At 69.6% G+C, this 16,835-nt stretch carries 13 protein-coding genes, 1 tRNA gene and 2 pseudogenes; 4 read left to right on the top strand and 12 right to left on the bottom strand.

What is annotated here, in order from left to right:
* Nucleotides 1–209 (top strand): annotated as a pseudogene (locus GV126_RS36310) (NADH-quinone oxidoreductase subunit L); the annotation flags it as partial.
* A gap of 22 nt (nt 210–231) precedes the next feature.
* Nucleotides 232–1,080, top strand: a pseudogene (locus GV126_RS09495) (SidA/IucD/PvdA family monooxygenase); the annotation flags it as partial.
* A gap of 42 nt (nt 1,081–1,122) precedes the next feature.
* On the opposite strand, the gene GV126_RS09490 reads toward GV126_RS09495, so the two are convergent.
* The gene (locus GV126_RS09490; RefSeq protein ID WP_159664411.1) at nt 1,123–2,955 is read right to left on the bottom strand and encodes a bifunctional metallophosphatase/5'-nucleotidase; all 1,833 of its coding nucleotides are present in this window, start codon (nt 2,953–2,955) and stop codon (nt 1,123–1,125) included.
* Nucleotides 2,956–3,249: 294 nt separating this feature from the next.
* Between GV126_RS09490 and pyk the strand changes: the two genes are divergently transcribed.
* Nucleotides 3,250–4,686 (top strand): pyruvate kinase, encoded by a 1,437-nt coding sequence (gene pyk, locus GV126_RS09485; RefSeq protein WP_159664409.1) that lies wholly within the window; start codon nt 3,250–3,252, stop codon nt 4,684–4,686.
* A gap of 21 nt (nt 4,687–4,707) precedes the next feature.
* Here pyk and GV126_RS09480 read toward each other — a convergent pair whose 3' ends face one another.
* Both GV126_RS09480 and GV126_RS09475 read right to left on the bottom strand, forming a co-directional pair.
* A complete protein-coding gene (locus GV126_RS09480; protein ID WP_159664407.1) occupies nt 4,708–5,484 on the bottom strand; it encodes a transcriptional regulator in 777 nt (258 codons plus the stop codon).
* Between the two features lie 105 nt (nt 5,485–5,589).
* Nucleotides 5,590–5,662 (bottom strand) — tRNA-Leu (locus GV126_RS09475).
* Nucleotides 5,663–5,770: 108 nt separating this feature from the next.
* Between GV126_RS09475 and GV126_RS09470 the strand changes: the two genes are divergently transcribed.
* Nucleotides 5,771–6,469 (top strand): ANTAR domain-containing response regulator, encoded by a 699-nt coding sequence (locus GV126_RS09470; protein ID WP_159664405.1) that lies wholly within the window; start codon nt 5,771–5,773, stop codon nt 6,467–6,469.
* A 92-nt stretch (nt 6,470–6,561) separates the two neighbouring features.
* Here GV126_RS09470 and GV126_RS09465 read toward each other — a convergent pair whose 3' ends face one another.
* The 9 genes from GV126_RS09465 to GV126_RS09425 all read right to left on the bottom strand — a co-directional run bounded on the left by GV126_RS09465 (nt 6,562) and on the right by GV126_RS09425 (nt 16,758).
* The gene (locus tag GV126_RS09465; protein ID WP_159664403.1) at nt 6,562–7,278 is read right to left on the bottom strand and encodes an ABC transporter ATP-binding protein; all 717 of its coding nucleotides are present in this window, start codon (nt 7,276–7,278) and stop codon (nt 6,562–6,564) included.
* Nucleotides 7,275–8,246 carry an ABC transporter ATP-binding protein gene (locus GV126_RS09460; protein WP_159664401.1) on the bottom strand — a complete coding sequence of 324 codons (972 nt, stop codon included), beginning with the start codon at nt 8,244–8,246 and terminating at the stop codon, nt 7,275–7,277. The genes GV126_RS09465 and GV126_RS09460 overlap by 4 nt, the downstream gene beginning before the upstream one ends.
* A 5-nt stretch (nt 8,247–8,251) precedes the next feature.
* Nucleotides 8,252–10,075 (bottom strand): branched-chain amino acid ABC transporter permease, encoded by a 1,824-nt coding sequence (locus tag GV126_RS09455; RefSeq protein ID WP_159664399.1) that lies wholly within the window; start codon nt 10,073–10,075, stop codon nt 8,252–8,254.
* A gap of 5 nt (nt 10,076–10,080) precedes the next feature.
* Nucleotides 10,081–11,013, bottom strand: a complete 933-nt coding sequence (locus GV126_RS09450; RefSeq protein WP_159664397.1) for a branched-chain amino acid ABC transporter permease — start codon at nt 11,011–11,013, stop codon at nt 10,081–10,083.
* A gap of 110 nt (nt 11,014–11,123) precedes the next feature.
* Complete coding sequence (locus GV126_RS09445; RefSeq protein WP_185947924.1) at nt 11,124–12,359, bottom strand: branched-chain amino acid ABC transporter substrate-binding protein; 1,236 nt, start codon at nt 12,357–12,359, stop codon at nt 11,124–11,126.
* Between the two features lie 286 nt (nt 12,360–12,645).
* Nucleotides 12,646–13,284 carry a Tat pathway signal sequence domain protein gene (locus tag GV126_RS09440; protein ID WP_159664394.1) on the bottom strand — a complete coding sequence of 213 codons (639 nt, stop codon included), beginning with the start codon at nt 13,282–13,284 and terminating at the stop codon, nt 12,646–12,648.
* On the bottom strand, nt 13,281–13,691 hold the full coding sequence (locus GV126_RS09435; protein WP_236569932.1) for a hypothetical protein: 411 nt from the start codon (nt 13,689–13,691) through the stop codon (nt 13,281–13,283). The genes GV126_RS09440 and GV126_RS09435 overlap by 4 nt, the downstream gene beginning before the upstream one ends.
* Nucleotides 13,692–13,905: 214 nt before the next feature.
* Nucleotides 13,906–14,394 carry a hotdog fold thioesterase gene (locus tag GV126_RS09430; protein ID WP_159664392.1) on the bottom strand — a complete coding sequence of 163 codons (489 nt, stop codon included), beginning with the start codon at nt 14,392–14,394 and terminating at the stop codon, nt 13,906–13,908.
* Nucleotides 14,395–14,478: 84 nt separating this feature from the next.
* Nucleotides 14,479–16,758 carry an FdhF/YdeP family oxidoreductase gene (locus GV126_RS09425; RefSeq protein ID WP_159664390.1) on the bottom strand — a complete coding sequence of 760 codons (2,280 nt, stop codon included), beginning with the start codon at nt 16,756–16,758 and terminating at the stop codon, nt 14,479–14,481.
* Between the last annotated feature and the right edge of the window lie 77 nt (nt 16,759–16,835).

The following is a 16,835-nucleotide window of genomic DNA, read 5'->3' as shown; positions in this document are numbered from 1 at the left end:
TCATCGGACTGTTCGCCCTGGCCGGCGACGCGGGCTCCTTCCGCGTCACCACGGTCCTCGGCGCCGTCGCGAGCGGCCACCTGCACCACCCGACCCTGGTCGCGCTGCTCCTGCTGGCGGGCGTGGCCGGCCACTCCGCGCGCTTTCCTCCTCCCCACCGGCTGCCCCCCCCCGCGGGCCGGCCCCCCCCCCTCCCCGCGCCGGTCCACCCCCCCCCCGATGGTCCCCCCCGCCGCCTCCCTCGCCCCCCGCGACACCCTGCTCACCGCCGGCCACGTCACCGTCGTCGGCACCGGACAGTCCGGCGCGGAGATCTTCCTCGACCTGCTGCGCCACCGTCCCGCCGGCGCCGAACGCCTCACCTGGATCGGCCGCACCGAAGCCTTCGCCCCCATGGAGTACTCCAAACTCGGCCTGGAACACTTCACCCCCGACTACACCCGCTACTTCCACGCCCTGCCCGAACCCGTCCGCGACCGGCTCCTGCCCACCCAGTGGCAACTGCACAAAGCCGTCGACGCCGACACCCTCGCCGCCATCCACGACGAGCTGTACCACCGCAGCCTGCACGGCGGCTGGCCCGACGCCGTCCTCACCCCCGGCGTCCGCGTCCGCACCGCCGGCCGCCTCGCCTCCCACACCATCGAACTCCACCTCGAACACACCCAGCAGGGCACCCGCAGCCGCCTCACCACCGACGCCGTCGTCCTCGCCACCGGCTACCGGCCCCGCCCCCTGCTGCCCCTCCTCGCCGGCCTCGACCCCTATCTGCGCCGCGATGGCAGCGACCGCCCCCGCATCGACGAGCACTACCGCCTCGTCCTCGACCCCGCCATCACCGCCACCGGCTGCCACGCCTACGTCCAGAACGCCGAACTGCACACCCACGGCGTCGGCACCCCCGACCTCGGCCTCGCCGCCTGGCGCAGCGCCACCATCCTCAACGCCGTCACCGGCACCGACACCTACCCCCTGCCCGCCCGCACCGCCTTCACCACCTTCGGCCTGCACGCACAACGGCCCCAGATCCCGTCCCTGCGCCAGATCAGGGAACTCACCCCCCTGGCCGACGGAATCTGAGGCCGCCCCGGGCCGAACCCGGAACCCCCGCAACCCGAACCGCTAGAACACCGGCACGCCGTCCCGCGTCAGCCGCCAGTCCACCGACGCGAAGTCCTTCGGATCCAGCTCACCCCTCGCCGTCACCCACTCGGCGATCCGGGTCCGGATCTCCGTCGACTCCGACCACACCTCCTTCGCCGACGCCACATACGGGAACGCGCCACCGCCGTTGGCCCGGTAGTTGTTCACCGCCAGCACGAACTGCTGCGCGTCGTCCAACGGCGCACCACCGAACGTCAGGTTCCTGATCCGCGAACCGGCCGGCCGGGCGATGTCGATGTCGTACCGCAGCCCCGACACATAGTCGTAGTTGTAGTCCGGACGGCCGTTCGCGTTCGTCAGCTTCTCCACGTCCACCGGCGCACCCGCGGCCGTCTGCACGAAGTACTCCGCCGAGTACTCCAGATACGCCCGCACCTGCGCACCCGTCAGCACCTTCGCCACCAGCGTGTTGTCGTACACGTACAGCCCCGCCAGATCCCGGATCGTCACGTTCCCCGCCGGGATCTGGGCCGTCCGCGAGACCGGCGCCGCCTGCGCGATCCCCGGCAGCGACGCGTCCGGCGTACCCGCCAGCGCCGCCTTCACCACGTCCTCCTGCACCTTCGTGATCAGGTCGATGATCGGCGCGTCCTTGTAACGGGCCTCCACCGTCGTCAGCGTCTGCGTCGCCCGGCCGACCACCTGATTGACGTACGCCACGACCTTCTTGTGCTCGTCGGTGAGCAGCGCGGTGATCTCCGGGTCGTCCGCGACCTCGTTCGAATTGCGCAGCGAAGCCGAGACCGACTCCACCTGCCACCGCCCCTTGACGAACACCAGCTCGATGTCGAACAACGACAGCCGCTCCGCGAAGCACAACGGCTCCGACAGCACCACCGTCTTCCCGGTCTTGTCGTTGACGACCTTCAGCTCCGGGATCTCCAGATGCGCGTGCCCCACCAGGATCGCGTCGATCCCCGGCACCTGCCGCGCCACGTTCGCGGCGGCATCCTCCACATACGGCAGCTGATCCCCGTAGGAGGACTGACCCGACGTACCCGAGTGCGCCGACACGATCACCACGTCCGCACCCATCGACCGCAGCTTCGGCACCCACTTCGCCGCCTGCTCCTCCAGGCCCGGGAACGCCAGCTTCCCCTGCACATACGCCTTGTCCCAGATCGCGATGCCCGGATTCGTCAGCCCCAGCACCGCCACCTTCACCGGCGGAGCACCGTGCACCCGGAACGTCTTGACCACATACGGCGCGAACGCCGGCCGCTGCGTCGTCGCGTCCACCGCGTTCGCCCCCAGCAGCGGAAAGTCCAGCTGCCGCTCGAACGCCCGCAGCGTCTCGATGCCGTAGTTGAACTCGTGGTTGCCCAGCGCCGCCGCGTCATACCCGATCGCGTTCATCGCCAGCGCCATCGGATGCACCGGACCACCCTCGGCGGTGATCGGATCCACCTTCGCGTAGTAGTACGTCAACGGCGTGCCCTGGATCGTGTCACCCGCGTCCAGCAGCAGCGTGTTCTCCCGGCCCCGCTCCGCACGGACCTGCTTCACCAGAGTCGCGATCCGGGCCAGGCCCTGCGCGTTGCCCGCCGCGTCGGAGTACGTGCCGTCCTTGAAGTAGTCCCAGTTGAAGACGTGCCCGTGCAGGTCGGTGGTGCCCATCACGGTCAGCGCGTACCGCTTCGGATGCCTGCCCGGCCCGTGCGCCGCACCGGCCCCGGCGGCCGGCCCGGCCGCTGCGGCCTGCGCCGCAGGAGCCGCCGCCGCACCCGCCAGCGCCACCCCCGCCCCCGTCACAGCGGACTCCTTCAGGAACTTCCGGCGGTTCAACGCCATGTGTGCTTCTCCTAGCGGAAGGAACGACGACGCGCGAGGACGCGGGCGCGCACAGATGTGGACGCGCGTAGATTCTGACCGGGCCATGCCGAAGCGCAACACCCCCCGCACATTGCGATCCGATCTCCGACCCCGGCACGAACCCCACCCGCCCACGTCGAACACGCGCCTCACCTGCTCGAAAGAGCGCCACCCCGCACACTTCAGCGAATGTCAACCCCCCTTCACCCAAAGGACGTTGAACAGCAACCCGACGCCACGCCCCTACCCGCCGGTAAGCCCTAGGCTCGCTCCATGCGCCGAGCAAAGATCGTCTGTACCCTGGGGCCCGCCACCGCCACGTACGACCGGATCAAGGCACTGGTCGACGCCGGAATGGACGTCGCCCGCTTCAACCTCAGCCACGGCGACGTCGCCGAACACGAGGAGCGCTACCGGCACGTCCGCAGGGCCGCCGACGAAACCGGCCGCAGCGTCGGACTCCTCGCCGACCTCCAGGGCCCCAAGATCCGCCTCGGACGCTTCCGCGAAGGCCCCGTCCTCCTCGAACGCGGCGACACCTTCACCATCACCGTCGAAGAAGGCGTCGAAGGCGACCGCCACCTCTGCGGCACCACCTACGCCGGCCTCGCCGACGACGTCACCCCCGGCGAACGCATCCTCGTCGACGACGGCAAGGTCGCCCTGAAGGTCACCGCCGTCGACGGCCCCCGCGTCCACACCGAGGTCACCGAAGGCGGCATGGTCTCCGACCACAAGGGCCTCAACCTCCCCGGCGTCGCCGTCTCCGTCCCCGCCCTGTCCAAGAAGGACGAGGACGACCTGCGCTGGGCCCTGCACACCGGCTTCGACGTCGTCGCCCTCTCCTTCGTCCGCAGCGGCCGCGACGTCCTCGACGTCCACCGCATCATGGACGACGAGGGCCGCCGCCTCCCCGTCATCGCCAAGATCGAAAAACCCCAGGCGGTCGAGAACCTCGACGACATCGTCGCCGCCTTCGACGGCATCATGGTCGCCCGGGGAGACCTCGGCGTCGAGATGCCCCTCGAACAGGTCCCCATCGTCCAGAAGCGCGCCATCAAGCTGGCCAAGCGCAACGCCAAACCGGTGATCGTCGCCACCCAGATGCTCGACTCCATGATCGACAACTCCCGCCCCACCCGGGCGGAGGCATCCGACGTGGCCAACGCCGTCATCGACGGTACCGACGCGGTGATGCTCTCCGGCGAGACCAGCGTCGGCAAACACCCGATCGCCGCCGTCCGCACCATGGCCAAGATCGTCGCCGCCGCCGAGGAGGACATCCTCGCCAAGGGCCTGCCGCCCCTCACCGAGCGCAACAAACCCCGCACCCAGGGCGGCGCCGTCGCCCGCGCCGCCGCCGAGATCGGCGACTTCCTCGGCGCCAAGTTCCTCGTCGCCTTCACCCAGTCCGGCGACACCGCCCGCCGCCTGTCCCGCTACCGCTCCCCGATCCCCCTGCTCGCCTTCACCCCCGAGCCGGCCACCCGCTCCCAGCTGAGCATGTCCTGGGGTGTGGAGACCTTCCTCGGCCCCCACGTCGACTCCACGGACGCGATGGTCGCCCAGGTGGACGAACTCCTCCTGCGCTACGGCCGCTGCGAGCGGGGCGACGCGGTGGTCATCACGGCGGGCTCCCCTCCGGGCGTGCCGGGCGCCACGAACATGGTCCGCGTGCACCACATCGGGGAGGACGACAGTCCCCGGTAGGGAGCCGTCGCGCCTCTGCGGTCAGTGCTTGGGGCCTACGTGGGCGTCCATGAGGGCCACGGAGGCTTTGCGGGCGATGGATATGGTGACCGCGGCCCGGCTCTGGTTGAGGGACTTCCACTCGACTCCGAGCTTGTCGAGGGTGCCGGTGAAGAGCCGGATGATGTCGGTCGAGGTGTTGGTGAAGAAGTACCGAGGGTATTCGTAGCGCTTGCGCTCACCACCGACGAGACGGGTCGTCCAGTTGGTGATACGGCACCCGTCGGAGTGGATGAGACCCCGGACGAACTCCCAGGGGTGCGCGTCGACGATCTCCTGCTGCCAGGGTTCGAGGGCGATGCGGCGCTCGTGTTTTTTGCCGGGGCCGTGCTGGGGGAAGAGGCAGGGCCAGTGCTTGCTGTAGCAGGTCACGTTCTGACAGTCCTGGCGCTGGACGCGGAACACCTTGTTGTCAGGGCGGATAGTCTGCATCGCGTCGGCGCACTCGTCGATCAGACCTGGCCAGGCGTCGGCGCAGGTGATGCGGAGGAAGTAGACGCCTGCGCGCAGGTAGCTGATGCAGCCGTCGCCGAGGTACAGGCCAAGGAGGTACGCGTAGGCATGGGGTTGGCCGGGCATCTCCGGTGCGTCGCGGCATCGGGGGCAGGGCCGGGCGCGGTTCCAGCGCAGAGGCTCCAGCCGTGTCTGCCATGAACGGATGGCGGCGCGCGAGATGCCGGTCTGCTTGCTGACCGAGTTCAGGCTGCGGCCCTGTGAAACCAGGGCGAGAGCTCGCTTACGTGTGCTGATGTCGTACACATGCTCACTCTGGGCGAGTCGCTGCGGCGACACGCAGCAAAAAGCGGAAGATCACTCGAACGCAATCCTCCGCTTGCGGGCCTGACCTTCGCATCGATGGAAAAGTACCCCGGGTCGGATTCGAACCGACGCTGGATGGTGTTTGAGACCATTGCCTCTACCGCTGGGCTACCGGGGCGCCCTTCAAAACGAAGATCAGCAGTTACCCGCCGTGCCCCCACCTTACCGCAGCTAGGTAGGCTCTTGGGAGCACCATCCAGCCTCCCCCGGAACAAGGAGCGCCCCCGTGACCGCCGAGTCGCCCCAGCCCGTCGACGTGCCCGACGACGACAAGTCGCACGTGCCTCCGCTGACGACCCGTGTCGTCATCGCGGAGGACGAGGCGCTGATCCGGCTGGATCTCAAAGAGATGCTGGAAGAGGAGGGCTACACGGTCGTCGGTGAGGCCGGGGACGGTGAGCGGGCCGTGGAGCTGGCCCGGGAGCACCGTCCTGACCTGGTGATCCTCGATGTGAAGATGCCGAAGCTGGACGGTATCTCCGCGGCGGAGAAGATCGCCGGGGAGCGGATCGCGCCGGTGCTGATGCTGACGGCGTTCTCGCAGCGTGATCTGGTGGAGCGGGCGCGGGACGCCGGTGCGATGGCGTATCTGGTGAAGCCGTTCAGCAAGAGTGATGTCGTTCCGGCGATCGAGATGGCCGTCTCGCGGTTCACCGAGTTGAAGGAGCTGGAGAAGGAGGTCGCGGACCTCTCCCAGCGGCTGGAGACGCGGAAGCTGGTGGACCGGGCGAAGTCGATTCTGCAGACGGAGTACGGGCTGACGGAGCCGGCGGCGTTCCGCTGGATCCAGAAGACGTCGATGGACCGTCGTATGTCGATGCAGCAGGTGGCCGAGGCGGTCATTCAGGACAACGAGGAGAAGAAGGCGGCCAAGGGCGGTAAGGGTGACAAGGCCGACCGGGCCGACAAGGCCGACAAGGGCTGACGTCGGCGCCGCCTTCCCTCCTATGGCAGCAGGGCCCGCGTTCCCCGGTCGGGGAGCGCGGGCCCTTGTCGTGGGTGCGTGCGGTGGAGGGGTCAGTCCTCGCCTAGGTATGCCTTGCGGACGGATTCGTCGTGGAGGAGGTCCTGTCCGGTGCCGGACAGGACGATGCGGCCGATCTCCATGACGTGGCCCTGGTCGGCGAGGGAGAGTGCGGCTTGGGCGTTCTGTTCGACGAGCAGGATGGTGGTGCCCTGGGCTTTCAGCTCGGCGATGGTGGACATGATCTTTTGCATCATGATGGGGGACAGGCCCATGGAAGGCTCGTCGAGCATGAGGAGTTTGGGCTGGGACATGAGGGCGCGGCCCATGGCGAGCATTTGTTGTTCGCCGCCGGAGAGGGTGCCGGCTGCTTGTTTTCTGCGTTCGCCGAGGATGGGGAAGAGGTCGTAGGCGCGCTGGATGTCTTTTTCGATGCCGTCTTTGTCTTTGCGGAGGAAGGCGCCGAGGCGGAGGTTGTCCTCGATGGTCATGCGGGGGAAGATGTGCCGGCCTTCGGGGGAGTGGGCGAGGCCGAGGGAGACGATCTGGTGGGCGGGGATTCGTTTGAGGGATCTGCCGTTGAACTTGATCTGGCCGCCGATGGGTTTGAGGAGGCCGGAGAGGGTGCGCAGGGTGGTGGTCTTTCCGGCGCCGTTGGTGCCGATGAGGGTGACGACCTGGCCGGCCTCGACTTTGAAGGTGATGCCTTTGACGGCTTCGATCTTGCCGTAGGCGACTTTGAGGTCTTCGACTTCGAGGAGTGCGGTCATCGGTCGTTCTCCTTGCCGGGCTCGGCCTCCGTGGGGGTGTCGGCCGGTGCCTCGGTCGGTGCTGGGGCCGGTGCCTCGGTGGGGGCCTGGGCCGGTGGTGCGGCGTGTGCTTCGGCGGCGTGGACTTCTGCGGCTTCTTCGTCTCCGGGGGCGCCTTCGAAGGGTTCGCCGAGGTAGGCGGCGATGACGCGGTCGTCGCCCTGGACGGTGGCGCTGTCGCCTTCGATGAGTTTTTCACCTTGGACGAGGACGGCGACGCGGTCGCAGAGGTTGAAGATGAAGCGCATGTCGTGCTCGATGACGAGGACGGCGATGCCCATGTCGCGGATGGCGAAGACGAGTTCTTCGGTGGCCCGGGTTTCCTGGGGGTTCATGCCGGCGGTGGGTTCGTCGAGCAGGAGGAGGCCGGGTTCGCTGGCGAGGGCGCGAGCGATTTCGAGTTTGCGTTGTTCGCCGTAGGGGAGGTTGCGGGCGAGGTGTTCGGCTTTGGGGGCGAGGCCGACGAATTCGAGGAGTTCCATGGCCCGGGCGCGGGAGGCGTTTTCTGCTTTGTGGAAGCCGGGGCCGCGCAGGACGGCGGACCAGAATCCTTCTTTGGTGCGGGTGTGGCGTCCGACGAGGACGTTCTCCAGGACGGTCATGTTGGAGAACAGCCGGATGTTCTGGAAGGTGCGGGCGATGCCGGCTGCGGTGACCTTGAAGGATTTGGGTGGCAGGAGGGTGCCTTTGTAGCGGACTTCACCTTCGGTGGGGACGTACAGGCCGGTGAGGCAGTTGAAGAAGGTGGTTTTTCCGGCGCCGTTGGGGCCGATGAGTCCGACGATCTCTCCGCTGCGGACGGTGAGGTCGACGCCGCGTACGGCGGTGAGGCCGCCGAAGCGCATGGTGACGCCGCGTGCGTCGAGGACGGTCCGGTCGGGGGTGGTGGCGTCGGGTGCGGTGTCCTTGGTGGTGGTGTCGGTGGTCATGGTGGTCAGGCCCCTGTCTTGCCGAGGGCCGCGGGCGCGTCGGCCTCGTCGTGGAATTCGAGCTGGCGGCGTCGGTTGGGGATGAGGCCTTCGGGGCGGAAGCGCATGAGCAGGATGAGTGCGACGCCGAAGGCGAAGAGCTGGTAGTCGCCGAGGAACTGGAGTTTGTTGGGGATGAGGAAGAGCAGTGCGGCGCCGATGAGGGGGCCGGCGATGGTGCCCATGCCGCCGAGGACGACGGCGGCGAGGAGGAAGGCGGAGTTGGGTGGGATGGCTCCGGCGAAGAGGTACTGCTCGGGTGTGACGGTGTAGGTGACGTGGGCCTGGACGGTGCCGGCGAGTCCGGCGAGGCAGGCGCCGACGGCGAAGGCGATGAGTTTGACGCGGAAGCCGTTGATGCCCATGGCGAGGGCGGCGGTTTCGTCTTCGCGGATGGCGACCCAGGCGCGGCCGATGCGGGAGTTGCCGCTGCGTCGGAAGACGAGGACGACGACGGCGGTGATGAGCAGCATCAGGAAGAAGTAGTTGGCGAAGCGCCCGATGGTGAAGCCGGCGATGTCGTGGGCGGCGCCGAAGTCGAGGCCGAGGACGTCGAGGTTGGGGATGGAGGAGATGCCGTTGGAGCCGTTGGTGAGGTCGGGTCCGGAGGTGCCGTCGAGGTTGTTGGCGGTGATGCGGAAGATCTCTCCGAAGCCGAGGGTGACGATGGCGAGGTAGTCGCCGCGCAGGCGGAGGGTGGGGGCGCCGATGAGGACGCCGAAGACGAGTGAGGCGAGGGCGCCGACGATGACGGCGGCCCAGAAGGGGAAGTGGACGTGGAAGGGGGAGCTGGGGGAGCCGGAGACGAGGGAGGCGGCGTAGGCGCCGACGCCGAGGAAGGCGACGTAGCCGAGGTCGAGGAGGCCGGCGAGGCCGACGACGATGTTCAGGCCGAGGGCGACGGTGGCGAAGATGAGGATGTAGACGCCGAGGGTGGCGTACTGGTCGTCGGTCTGGGTGAAGGGGAAGAGCGCGGCGGCGATGAAGGCGCCGAAGAGGGTGATGTTCTGGTGCCGCGCGGTGATCTGGGAGGCCTGGGCGATGAGGCCGGCTTTGTTGAGGGCGGCGAAGCCGAGGCCGGCGAGGATGAGGAAGCCGACGAAGAGTTCGTCGTAGGAGGTGCCGATGCCGTAGGTGAAGACGACGAGTCCGAGGGCGAGGATGCCGACGATGATGAGGATCTCGGCGTAGGAGGGCAGCTCGCGTACGGGGCGGGGGGTGCCGGAGGCGAAGGCGGCCTTGGTGGTGTGCCAGGCGTGGGTGAGGCGGTGGGGGGATTTCTCCCAGCCGGTGCTGTCGGGGTCGATGGGGTCGGGTTCGGGGCGCCGGAAGGGCAGGGCGAGGGCGCCGAGGAGGGTGGCGAGGCTGGTGGTGGCGACGAGGTAGCCGCCGGGTTCGAGGTTGACGACGCCGCCGAGTTCGACGCTGATGGCGAGGACGGTGTACCAGGCGGTGGCGAAGGTGGCGAGGGCGGCGAGTTTGACGGCTGCGTCGGCGCCGGCGGGGGTGAGCCGGCGCAGGCCCTTGATGTCGTAGGAGGCGAGGGCGAGGAGGGTGGTGAGGGCGCCGCCGATGAGGACGAGGACCTGCAGGCCGCCGGGGTAGCCGTAGACGGTGAGGTCGCCGGGGAAGGCGGAGGTCCAGGTCCAGGCGAGGAAGGTGGCGGCGATGGTGAGCAGGCTGCCGCCGGTGGCCAGGGCGCGGGCGGCGGGTGCGGGGATGCCGAGGAGGCCGGAGGCGCCGGGGGTGGGGGCGCCGGTGGTGTCTGGTGTGGTGGTCTGTGTGGTCATCGGTGTCACGCCCTGTCCGCGACGCGCTCGCCGAGCAGGCCCTGGGGCCTGAGGAGGAGCACGAGGATGAGGAGTACGAACGCCCAGACGTCTGCCCAGGACTGGCTGCCGAACTTGTCCATGCCGGGGATGTCGGCGATGTAGGCGGTGGCGAGGGTTTCGGCGATGCCGAGGACGACGCCGCCGATCATGGCGCCGTAGATGTTGCCGATGCCGCCGAGGACGGCCGCGGTGAAGGCCTTGAGGCCGAGGATGAAGCCCATGCGGAATTCGATCTGGCCGTACTTGAGGCCGTAGGCGGCGCCGCCGACGGCGGCGAAGGCGGCGCCGAGGGCGAAGGCGACGACGATGATGCGGTCGGTGTTGATGCCCATGAGTTTGGCGGTGTCGGGGTCCTGGGCGGTGGCTTGCATGCCGCGTCCGGTGCGGGTCTTCATGACGAAGTAGGCGAGGACGGCCATGCTGAGGGGTGCGGCGCACAGCAGGAAGATGTCGCCGGTCTGGATGGTGACGTTGCCCAGGTGGAAGGGGCCGCCGGGGATCTGGGGGAAGGTGCGGGCGGATTTGGCGTCGGGGTACCAGGCCCATACGGCCTGTTGCAGGGCGAGGGAGAGGCCGATGGCGGTGATGAGGGGGGCCAGGCGGGGGGCGGTGCGCAGGGGCCGGTAGGCGAATCGTTCCGCTCCCATGGCGACGAGGACGGCGACGATGATGGCGCCGATCAGCATGAGGGGCAGGGCGATCCACATGGAGGTGCCGTCGGGCAGGATGTACGCGTAGACGGTCAGGGCGCCGAAGGCGCCGGTCATGAAGATCTCGCCGTGGGCGAAGTTGATGAGCTGGACGATGCCGTAGACCATGGTGTAGCCGATGGCGACCAACCCGTACATGGCTCCCAGAAGCAGGCCGTTGACCAGCTGCTGCGGCAGTTCGTTCACCGCATGTCCTCCGAGCTTTCGGATGTGCGACGGATGTGACCGGATGCGAGTCCGCGCGGGGCGCCTGTGGATCGGCGCCCCGCGCGGCTGGTGGGGTGGTGGGGGCGTGGTCAGCCGGTGAAGGTGCCGGACTTGACCGGCGCGAAGGCGCCGTTCTTGACGGCGTAGACGGTGAGTTGCTTGTTGGTGGCGTCACCGTATTCGTCGAAGGAGACCTTGCCGGTCACACCGTCGAAGGAGACGTTCTGCATGGCCTCGGTGACCTTGGTGCGGGCGTCGGAGGGGAGCTTGCCGCCGTTGTCGTCGACGACCTTCTTGACGGCCTCGATGATGGCCCAGGCGGAGTCGTAGGAGTAGCCGCCGTAGGCGGAGTAGCCGTCCTTGTAGCCGGCGGCCTGGTAGTCGGCGACGAATTGCTTGGCGGAGGGCAGGGTCTCGACGGGGGCGCCGACGGAGGTGGCCAGGTCGCCGGTGGCCTCGGGGCCGGCCAGCTTGCCGTAGGTGGCGTCGTTGATGCCGTCGCCGCCGACCAGCGGGATCTTGGCGCCGGCGGCCTTGATCTGCTTGCTGAGCGGGCCGGCCTGCGGGTATTCGCCGCCGTAGTAGACGACGTCGGCGCCGGATTTCTTGACCTTGGTGGCGACGGCGGAGAAGTCCTTGGTGTCGGGATTGATGTGCTCGGTTCCGACGATCTTGCCGCCGAGCTTCTTGAACTCGTCGCTGAAGGTGGCCGCGAGGCCGGCGCCGTAGGTCTTCTTGTCGTCGATGACGAAGACTTTCCGCTTCTTGGCGTCGTTGTAGACGTACTGGGCGGCGAACGGGCCCTGGATGGCGTCGGTGGTGGCGGTGCGGAAGTAGGACTTGTACGGGCGGACCTTCTTGGTCTGCCAGTCGGGGCCCTGGGTGAGGGAGGGGCCGGTGTTGGCGGGGGAGACCTCGACCAGTTTCGCGTCGTCGAAGACCTTCTGCATGGATTCGGCGACGGAGGAGTTGAGCGGGCCGACCACGCCGAGAACGTTCTTGTCGGCGACGAACTTGGAGGCGTTCTGCTGACCGGCGGACGGCTGTGCCTGGTCGTCCAGGGCTTCGATCTTGAACGTGACGCCCTTGACGTAGTTCTTCTTGTTGGCGTTCTTGGTGGCGAGATCGGCCGAGTTCTTGATGCCGAGGCCCATGGCGGACAGGTCGCCGGTCAGCGGGGCGTCGACGCCGATGATCACGGTGGAGCCACCGCTTCCGGAGCCGGAACCCTTGGTGTCGCCGCCGTCCCGGGAGCCGCAGGCGGTCAGGGTGAGTGCTCCCGCTGCCAGCGCGGTGGTGATGGTGATGAGCGAACGTTGACGCACGGTCAGTCCTTTCCCTCGCACGGCCCTCCCCCCTGGAAGGGGCCGAGTCGCACGCCGGCCCGGAGGGATATTCCGACCGCGCGGTGACTGGCGGTGACTCTAGGCGTGTGTGAGGAACGTGGAGGAGAGCCTGACCGATGCTGTGATGCTCTTGTTATGACACGACGTAATGCAGAGCGGTACTGGGCGGGTGGAACAGTGGAACTCGGGCCGATTCGCCCGGTCCGTATTTCGAGACCTGCAGGACGCGAGGGACCGCGTTCAGGTGTCTCGACTGTTTTGGTGATTACCTGGAATCCCCGTCACAGGCGCCACTCAGGGCCTCGGTGAGCGCCTGGGCATAGCGCGGCCCGAGGATGAAACTCTGCACCTGTATTGCGCGCGCATTACGCAGCGTTACATCCAGGAAAGGGAGTCCGGCATTCAGCGGCACTGTCTCGCATTCTGTGACATGCAGGGTGACGACGATCTTGCGGGCGGACCCCGCCCCGGTCCGGAAAGGCGTGCGGGGCTGTGAGCTGAGGGAAAGTCCTGCGTAGGGCTGGCTTATCCGCATCACGGAAACCGGAGGTCCGGATTCCACACTGATCAGTAGCGCGAAACTGAAGCTCCGGCGCGGCGCGTGGGGAGGCGTGGCCGCCGGATCCAGGTAGGAGACGTCGACCACCTGCGCGGGGAACGGCGGGGCGGGGCGCGGCGGCCGGCTCTCGCCGGGCGGCGGCCCGTGCTCGCGGGTGGCGTACAGCCGGCCGCCGGCCGCGAGAAGGGCGGCGAGGGCGGCGGCCACGAGGACGGTACGGCGGTGGCGGTCGGCGAGCCGGGGCGGACGCCGGCGGCGGGGGCCGGGCCCGGACGTCTCGTCCGGGCCGAGCGCGTCCTGCGCGCGCGTGCCCTCGCCCGGTTCGAGGGGGCCGATGCCGGTCACTGCCACGGCCCCTTGCCCGGGCCGCCGCGGCGGTACCGGTCGGCGCAGCCGGCCCGGGCCCCGCGGTCGATCGACGCCTCGGCGGCCGCGGCGCCCTGACGGCGTTTCACCGTGCGCGCGGTCTCGACGACGCGGCGCAGGATCTCGTACTGCCCGTTCGACAGGCCCATCGACTGGTAGTCGCCGTAGGTGTCGCCGTCCAGCACCGCACGCGACCAGTGCGCGACGATCCGGGCGCACAACTCCTCGGGGGAGGTGGTGCGCGGCGACGGGGGCGCGGTGCCGTGTCCGGGACCGGCGCCGGACGCTCCGCCGCAGCCGGCCGTCAGCGCGCCCGCGAGGCACAGCGGCAGGAGCCAGGACCTGAGCGCCGTCGCCCCGCGCCGCGGGGCCGCCTGCGTTCCCATGCCATGACGCTAGGGCGCGGCCCGCCCGGGGGCAACGACGGTGCGGGCGGCCGGGATTGGGAGCGGGCTGTGGAAGTGGGGGAGTGGGTTGCGGGTGTTGGGTGGGCTCGGCCGGTCGCGGGAGGTTCGGGCCGGTCGTGGGCTCGGCCGGTCGCGGGAGGTTCGGGCCGGCCGTGGGCTCGGTCGGTCCCCGGGGGCGCGCCCGGCCGTGGGCTCAGCCGGCTGCCGGGGGCTGGGCGCCGTCGCCCGGGCGGACGTCGCGCAGCAGGCAGGTCAGGCGGGCGCTGCACACCCGGCGCCCCTCCTCGTCGCTGATGACGATCTCGTACGTGGCCGTGGAGCGTCCCCGGTGCAGGGGCGTGGCCACGCCGGTGACCAGGCCGGAGCGCACCCCGCGGTGGTGGGTGCAGTTCAGGTCCACACCGACGGCGATCTTGGAGGCGCCGCCGTGCAGCATGGAGCCGACGGAGCCCAGGGTCTCGGCCAGGACGGCGGAGGCGCCGCCGTGCAGCAGCCCGTAGGGCTGGGTGTTGCCCTCCACCGGCATGGTGCCCACGACGCGCTCGGCGGACGCCTCGACGATCTGGACGCCCATGCGGGTGCCGAGGTGCCCGGCGGAGAACAGGGCGGGCAGGTCGACGCCGAGCGCGGCGTACTCGTCGATGACCTCCTGCGGGAACTTCACGTGCTGCTGCTCGCCCATGGGACCGGCTCCGTTCGTCGGTGATCGGGTCGTGGCCGGTCCCTGTCGTCGGGCGCGGACCGGCCACCTCGGCTGAGCGAACGCTCAGTCGGCCGCTGATTGTTCCAGACGCACCACGACGGACTTGCTGGCCGGGGTGTTGCTGACGTCGGCGGTGGCGTCCAGCGGCACCAGCACGTTCGTCTCCGGATAGTAGGAGGCCGCGCAGCCGCGGGCGGTCGGGTAGTGCACCACCCGGAAGCCCGGCGCCCGCCGCTCCACGCCGTCCTGCCACTCGCCGACGAGATCGACGTACGACCCGTCGGCCACGCCGAGGCGCCGCGCGTCCTCGGGGTTGACCAGCACCACCCGGCGGCCGTTGCCGATGCCGCGGTAGCGGTCGTCCAGGCCGTAGATCGTGGTGTTGTACTGGTCGTGCGAGCGCAACGTCTGCAGCAGCAGCCGGCCCTCGGGCAGCTTCGGGTACTCCACCGGCGCGGCGGTGAAGTTGGCCTTGCCGGTGGCCGTGGGGAACCGGCGCTCGTCGCGCGGGGCGTGCGGCAGCGCGAACCCGCCGGGCCGGGCCACGCGCGCGTTGAAGTCCTCGAACCCGGGCACCACACGGGCGATCCGGTCCCGGATCGTGGCGTAGTCCTTCTGGAACTCCTCCCATGGCACCACGCTGTTCTCGCCGAGCACCCGGCGCGCCAGGCCGCACACGATGGCCGGCTCCGAGCGCAGGTGCGGGCTCGCCGGCTCCAGCCGGCCGCGGGAGGCGTGCACCATGCCCATCGAGTCCTCGACCGTGACGAACTGCTCGCCGCTCGCCTGCACGTCCCGCTCGGTGCGGCCGAGCGTGGGCAGGATCAGGGCGCGCGCGCCGGTGACCACGTGGGAGCGGTTCAGCTTGGTCGACACGTGGACCGTCAGCCGGGCCCGGCGCATGGCGGCCTCGGTGACCTCGGTGTCGGGGGAGGCGGAGACGAAGTTGCCGCCCATGGCGAAGAACACCTTCGCCTTGCCGTCCCGCAGGGCGCGGATGGCCCGGACGACGTCGTAGCCGTGCTCGCGCGGCGGGGCGAAGCCGAACTCCTTCTCCAGTGCGTCCAGGAACGCCGGGGCCGGCCGCTCGAAGATGCCCATGGTGCGGTCGCCCTGCACGTTGGAGTGGCCGCGCACCGGGCACACGCCCGCGCCGGGGCGGCCGATGTTGCCGCGCAGCAGCAGGAAGTTGACCACCTCGCGGATGGTCGGCACCGCGTGCTTGTGCTGGGTCAGGCCCATCGCCCAGCACACGATGGTGCGCCGGGAGGCCAGGACCATCTCCAGGGCCCGGTCGATCTCCGCGCGCGTCAGGCCGGTCGCGGTGAGCGTCTCGTCCCAGTCGGCGGCGCGGGCGGCGGCGGCGAAGTCCTCGTAGCCGTGGGTGTGTTCGCGGACGAAGTCCTCGTCCACCGCGCCCTCGGTCTCGATGATCAGCTTGTTCAGCAGGCGGAAGAGGGCCTGGTCGCCGCCGATGCGGATCTGCAGGAACAGGTCGGTCAGCGCGGCGCCGGTGGTCAGGCCCTTGGGTGTCTGCGGGTTGTGGAAGCGCTCCAGGCCCGCCTCGGGCAGCGGGTTGACGCTGATGATCTTCGCGCCGCTCGCCTTGGCCTTCTCCAGGGCGGAGAGCATGCGCGGGTGGTTCGTGCCCGGGTTCTGCCCCGCCACGATGATCAGGTCGGCCCGGTACAGGTCCTCCAGCAGGACGCTGCCCTTGCCCACGCCGATGGTCTCCGACAGGGCCGAGCCGGAGGACTCGTGGCACATGTTGGAGCAGTCCGGCAGGTTGTTCGTGCCCAGCTCGCGGGCGAAGAGCTGGTACAGGAACGCCGCCTCGTTGCTGGTGCGGCCCGAGGTGTAGAAGACGGCCTCGTCGGGGGAGTCGAGCGCGGCGATCTCCTCGGCGACGATGTCGAAGGCGCGCTCCCAGGTGACCGGCTCGTAGTGCTGCGCGCCCTCGGGCAGGTACATGGGGTGGGTGAGGCGGCCCTGCTGTCCCAGCCAGTAGCCGCTGCGGCCGGCCAGATCGGCCACGGAGTGCGCGGCGAAGAACTCCGGGGTGACCCGGCGCAGCGTGGCCTCCTCGGCGACGGCCTTGGCGCCGTTCTCGCAGAACTCCGCGGTGTGCCGGTGCTCGGGCTCCGGCCAGGCGCAGCCCGGGCAGTCGAAGCCGTCCTTCTGGTTGACCCGCAGCAGGGTCAGCGCGGTGCGCTTCACACCCATCTGCTGCTGGGCGATGCGCAGCGTGTGCCCGATCGCGGGCAGCCCCGCCGCCGCGTGCTTCGGACCGGCGACCCGCGGCGCGTCCTGCACCGGATCGCCCTTGGGCGGCTTCGTGGCCATCGCGCCCTCCCCTTCGACAGCGCTGTGAAGACGTTCGCTGCCGATCCTCCCACGCGCCACCGACAACGGGGCCGGCC

It is taken from the genome of Streptomyces mexicanus (assembly GCF_902506575.1).
In the GTDB taxonomy this organism is placed as follows: Bacteria; Actinomycetota; Actinomycetes; order Streptomycetales; family Streptomycetaceae; genus Streptomyces; species Streptomyces mexicanus.
This window is presented reverse-complemented; position numbering and strand designations above follow the sequence as displayed.

Excerpts from the sequence above, each read along its gene's own strand:
- GV126_RS09490 (WP_159664411.1), bottom strand. The coding sequence starts at position 2,955 with ATGGCGTTGAACCGCCGGAAGTTCCTGAAGGAGTCCGCTGTGACGGGG.
- GV126_RS09430 (WP_159664392.1), bottom strand. The coding sequence starts at position 14,394 with ATGGGCGAGCAGCAGCACGTGAAGTTCCCGCAGGAGGTCATCGACGAG.
- GV126_RS09435 (WP_236569932.1), bottom strand. The coding sequence starts at position 13,691 with ATGGGAACGCAGGCGGCCCCGCGGCGCGGGGCGACGGCGCTCAGGTCC.
- GV126_RS09425 (WP_159664390.1), bottom strand. The coding sequence starts at position 16,758 with ATGGCCACGAAGCCGCCCAAGGGCGATCCGGTGCAGGACGCGCCGCGG.
- GV126_RS09465 (WP_159664403.1), bottom strand. The coding sequence starts at position 7,278 with ATGACCGCACTCCTCGAAGTCGAAGACCTCAAAGTCGCCTACGGCAAG.
- GV126_RS09455 (WP_159664399.1), bottom strand. The coding sequence starts at position 10,075 with ATGACCACACAGACCACCACACCAGACACCACCGGCGCCCCCACCCCC.
- pyk (WP_159664409.1), top strand. The coding sequence starts at position 3,250 with ATGCGCCGAGCAAAGATCGTCTGTACCCTGGGGCCCGCCACCGCCACG.
- GV126_RS09460 (WP_159664401.1), bottom strand. The coding sequence starts at position 8,246 with ATGACCACCGACACCACCACCAAGGACACCGCACCCGACGCCACCACC.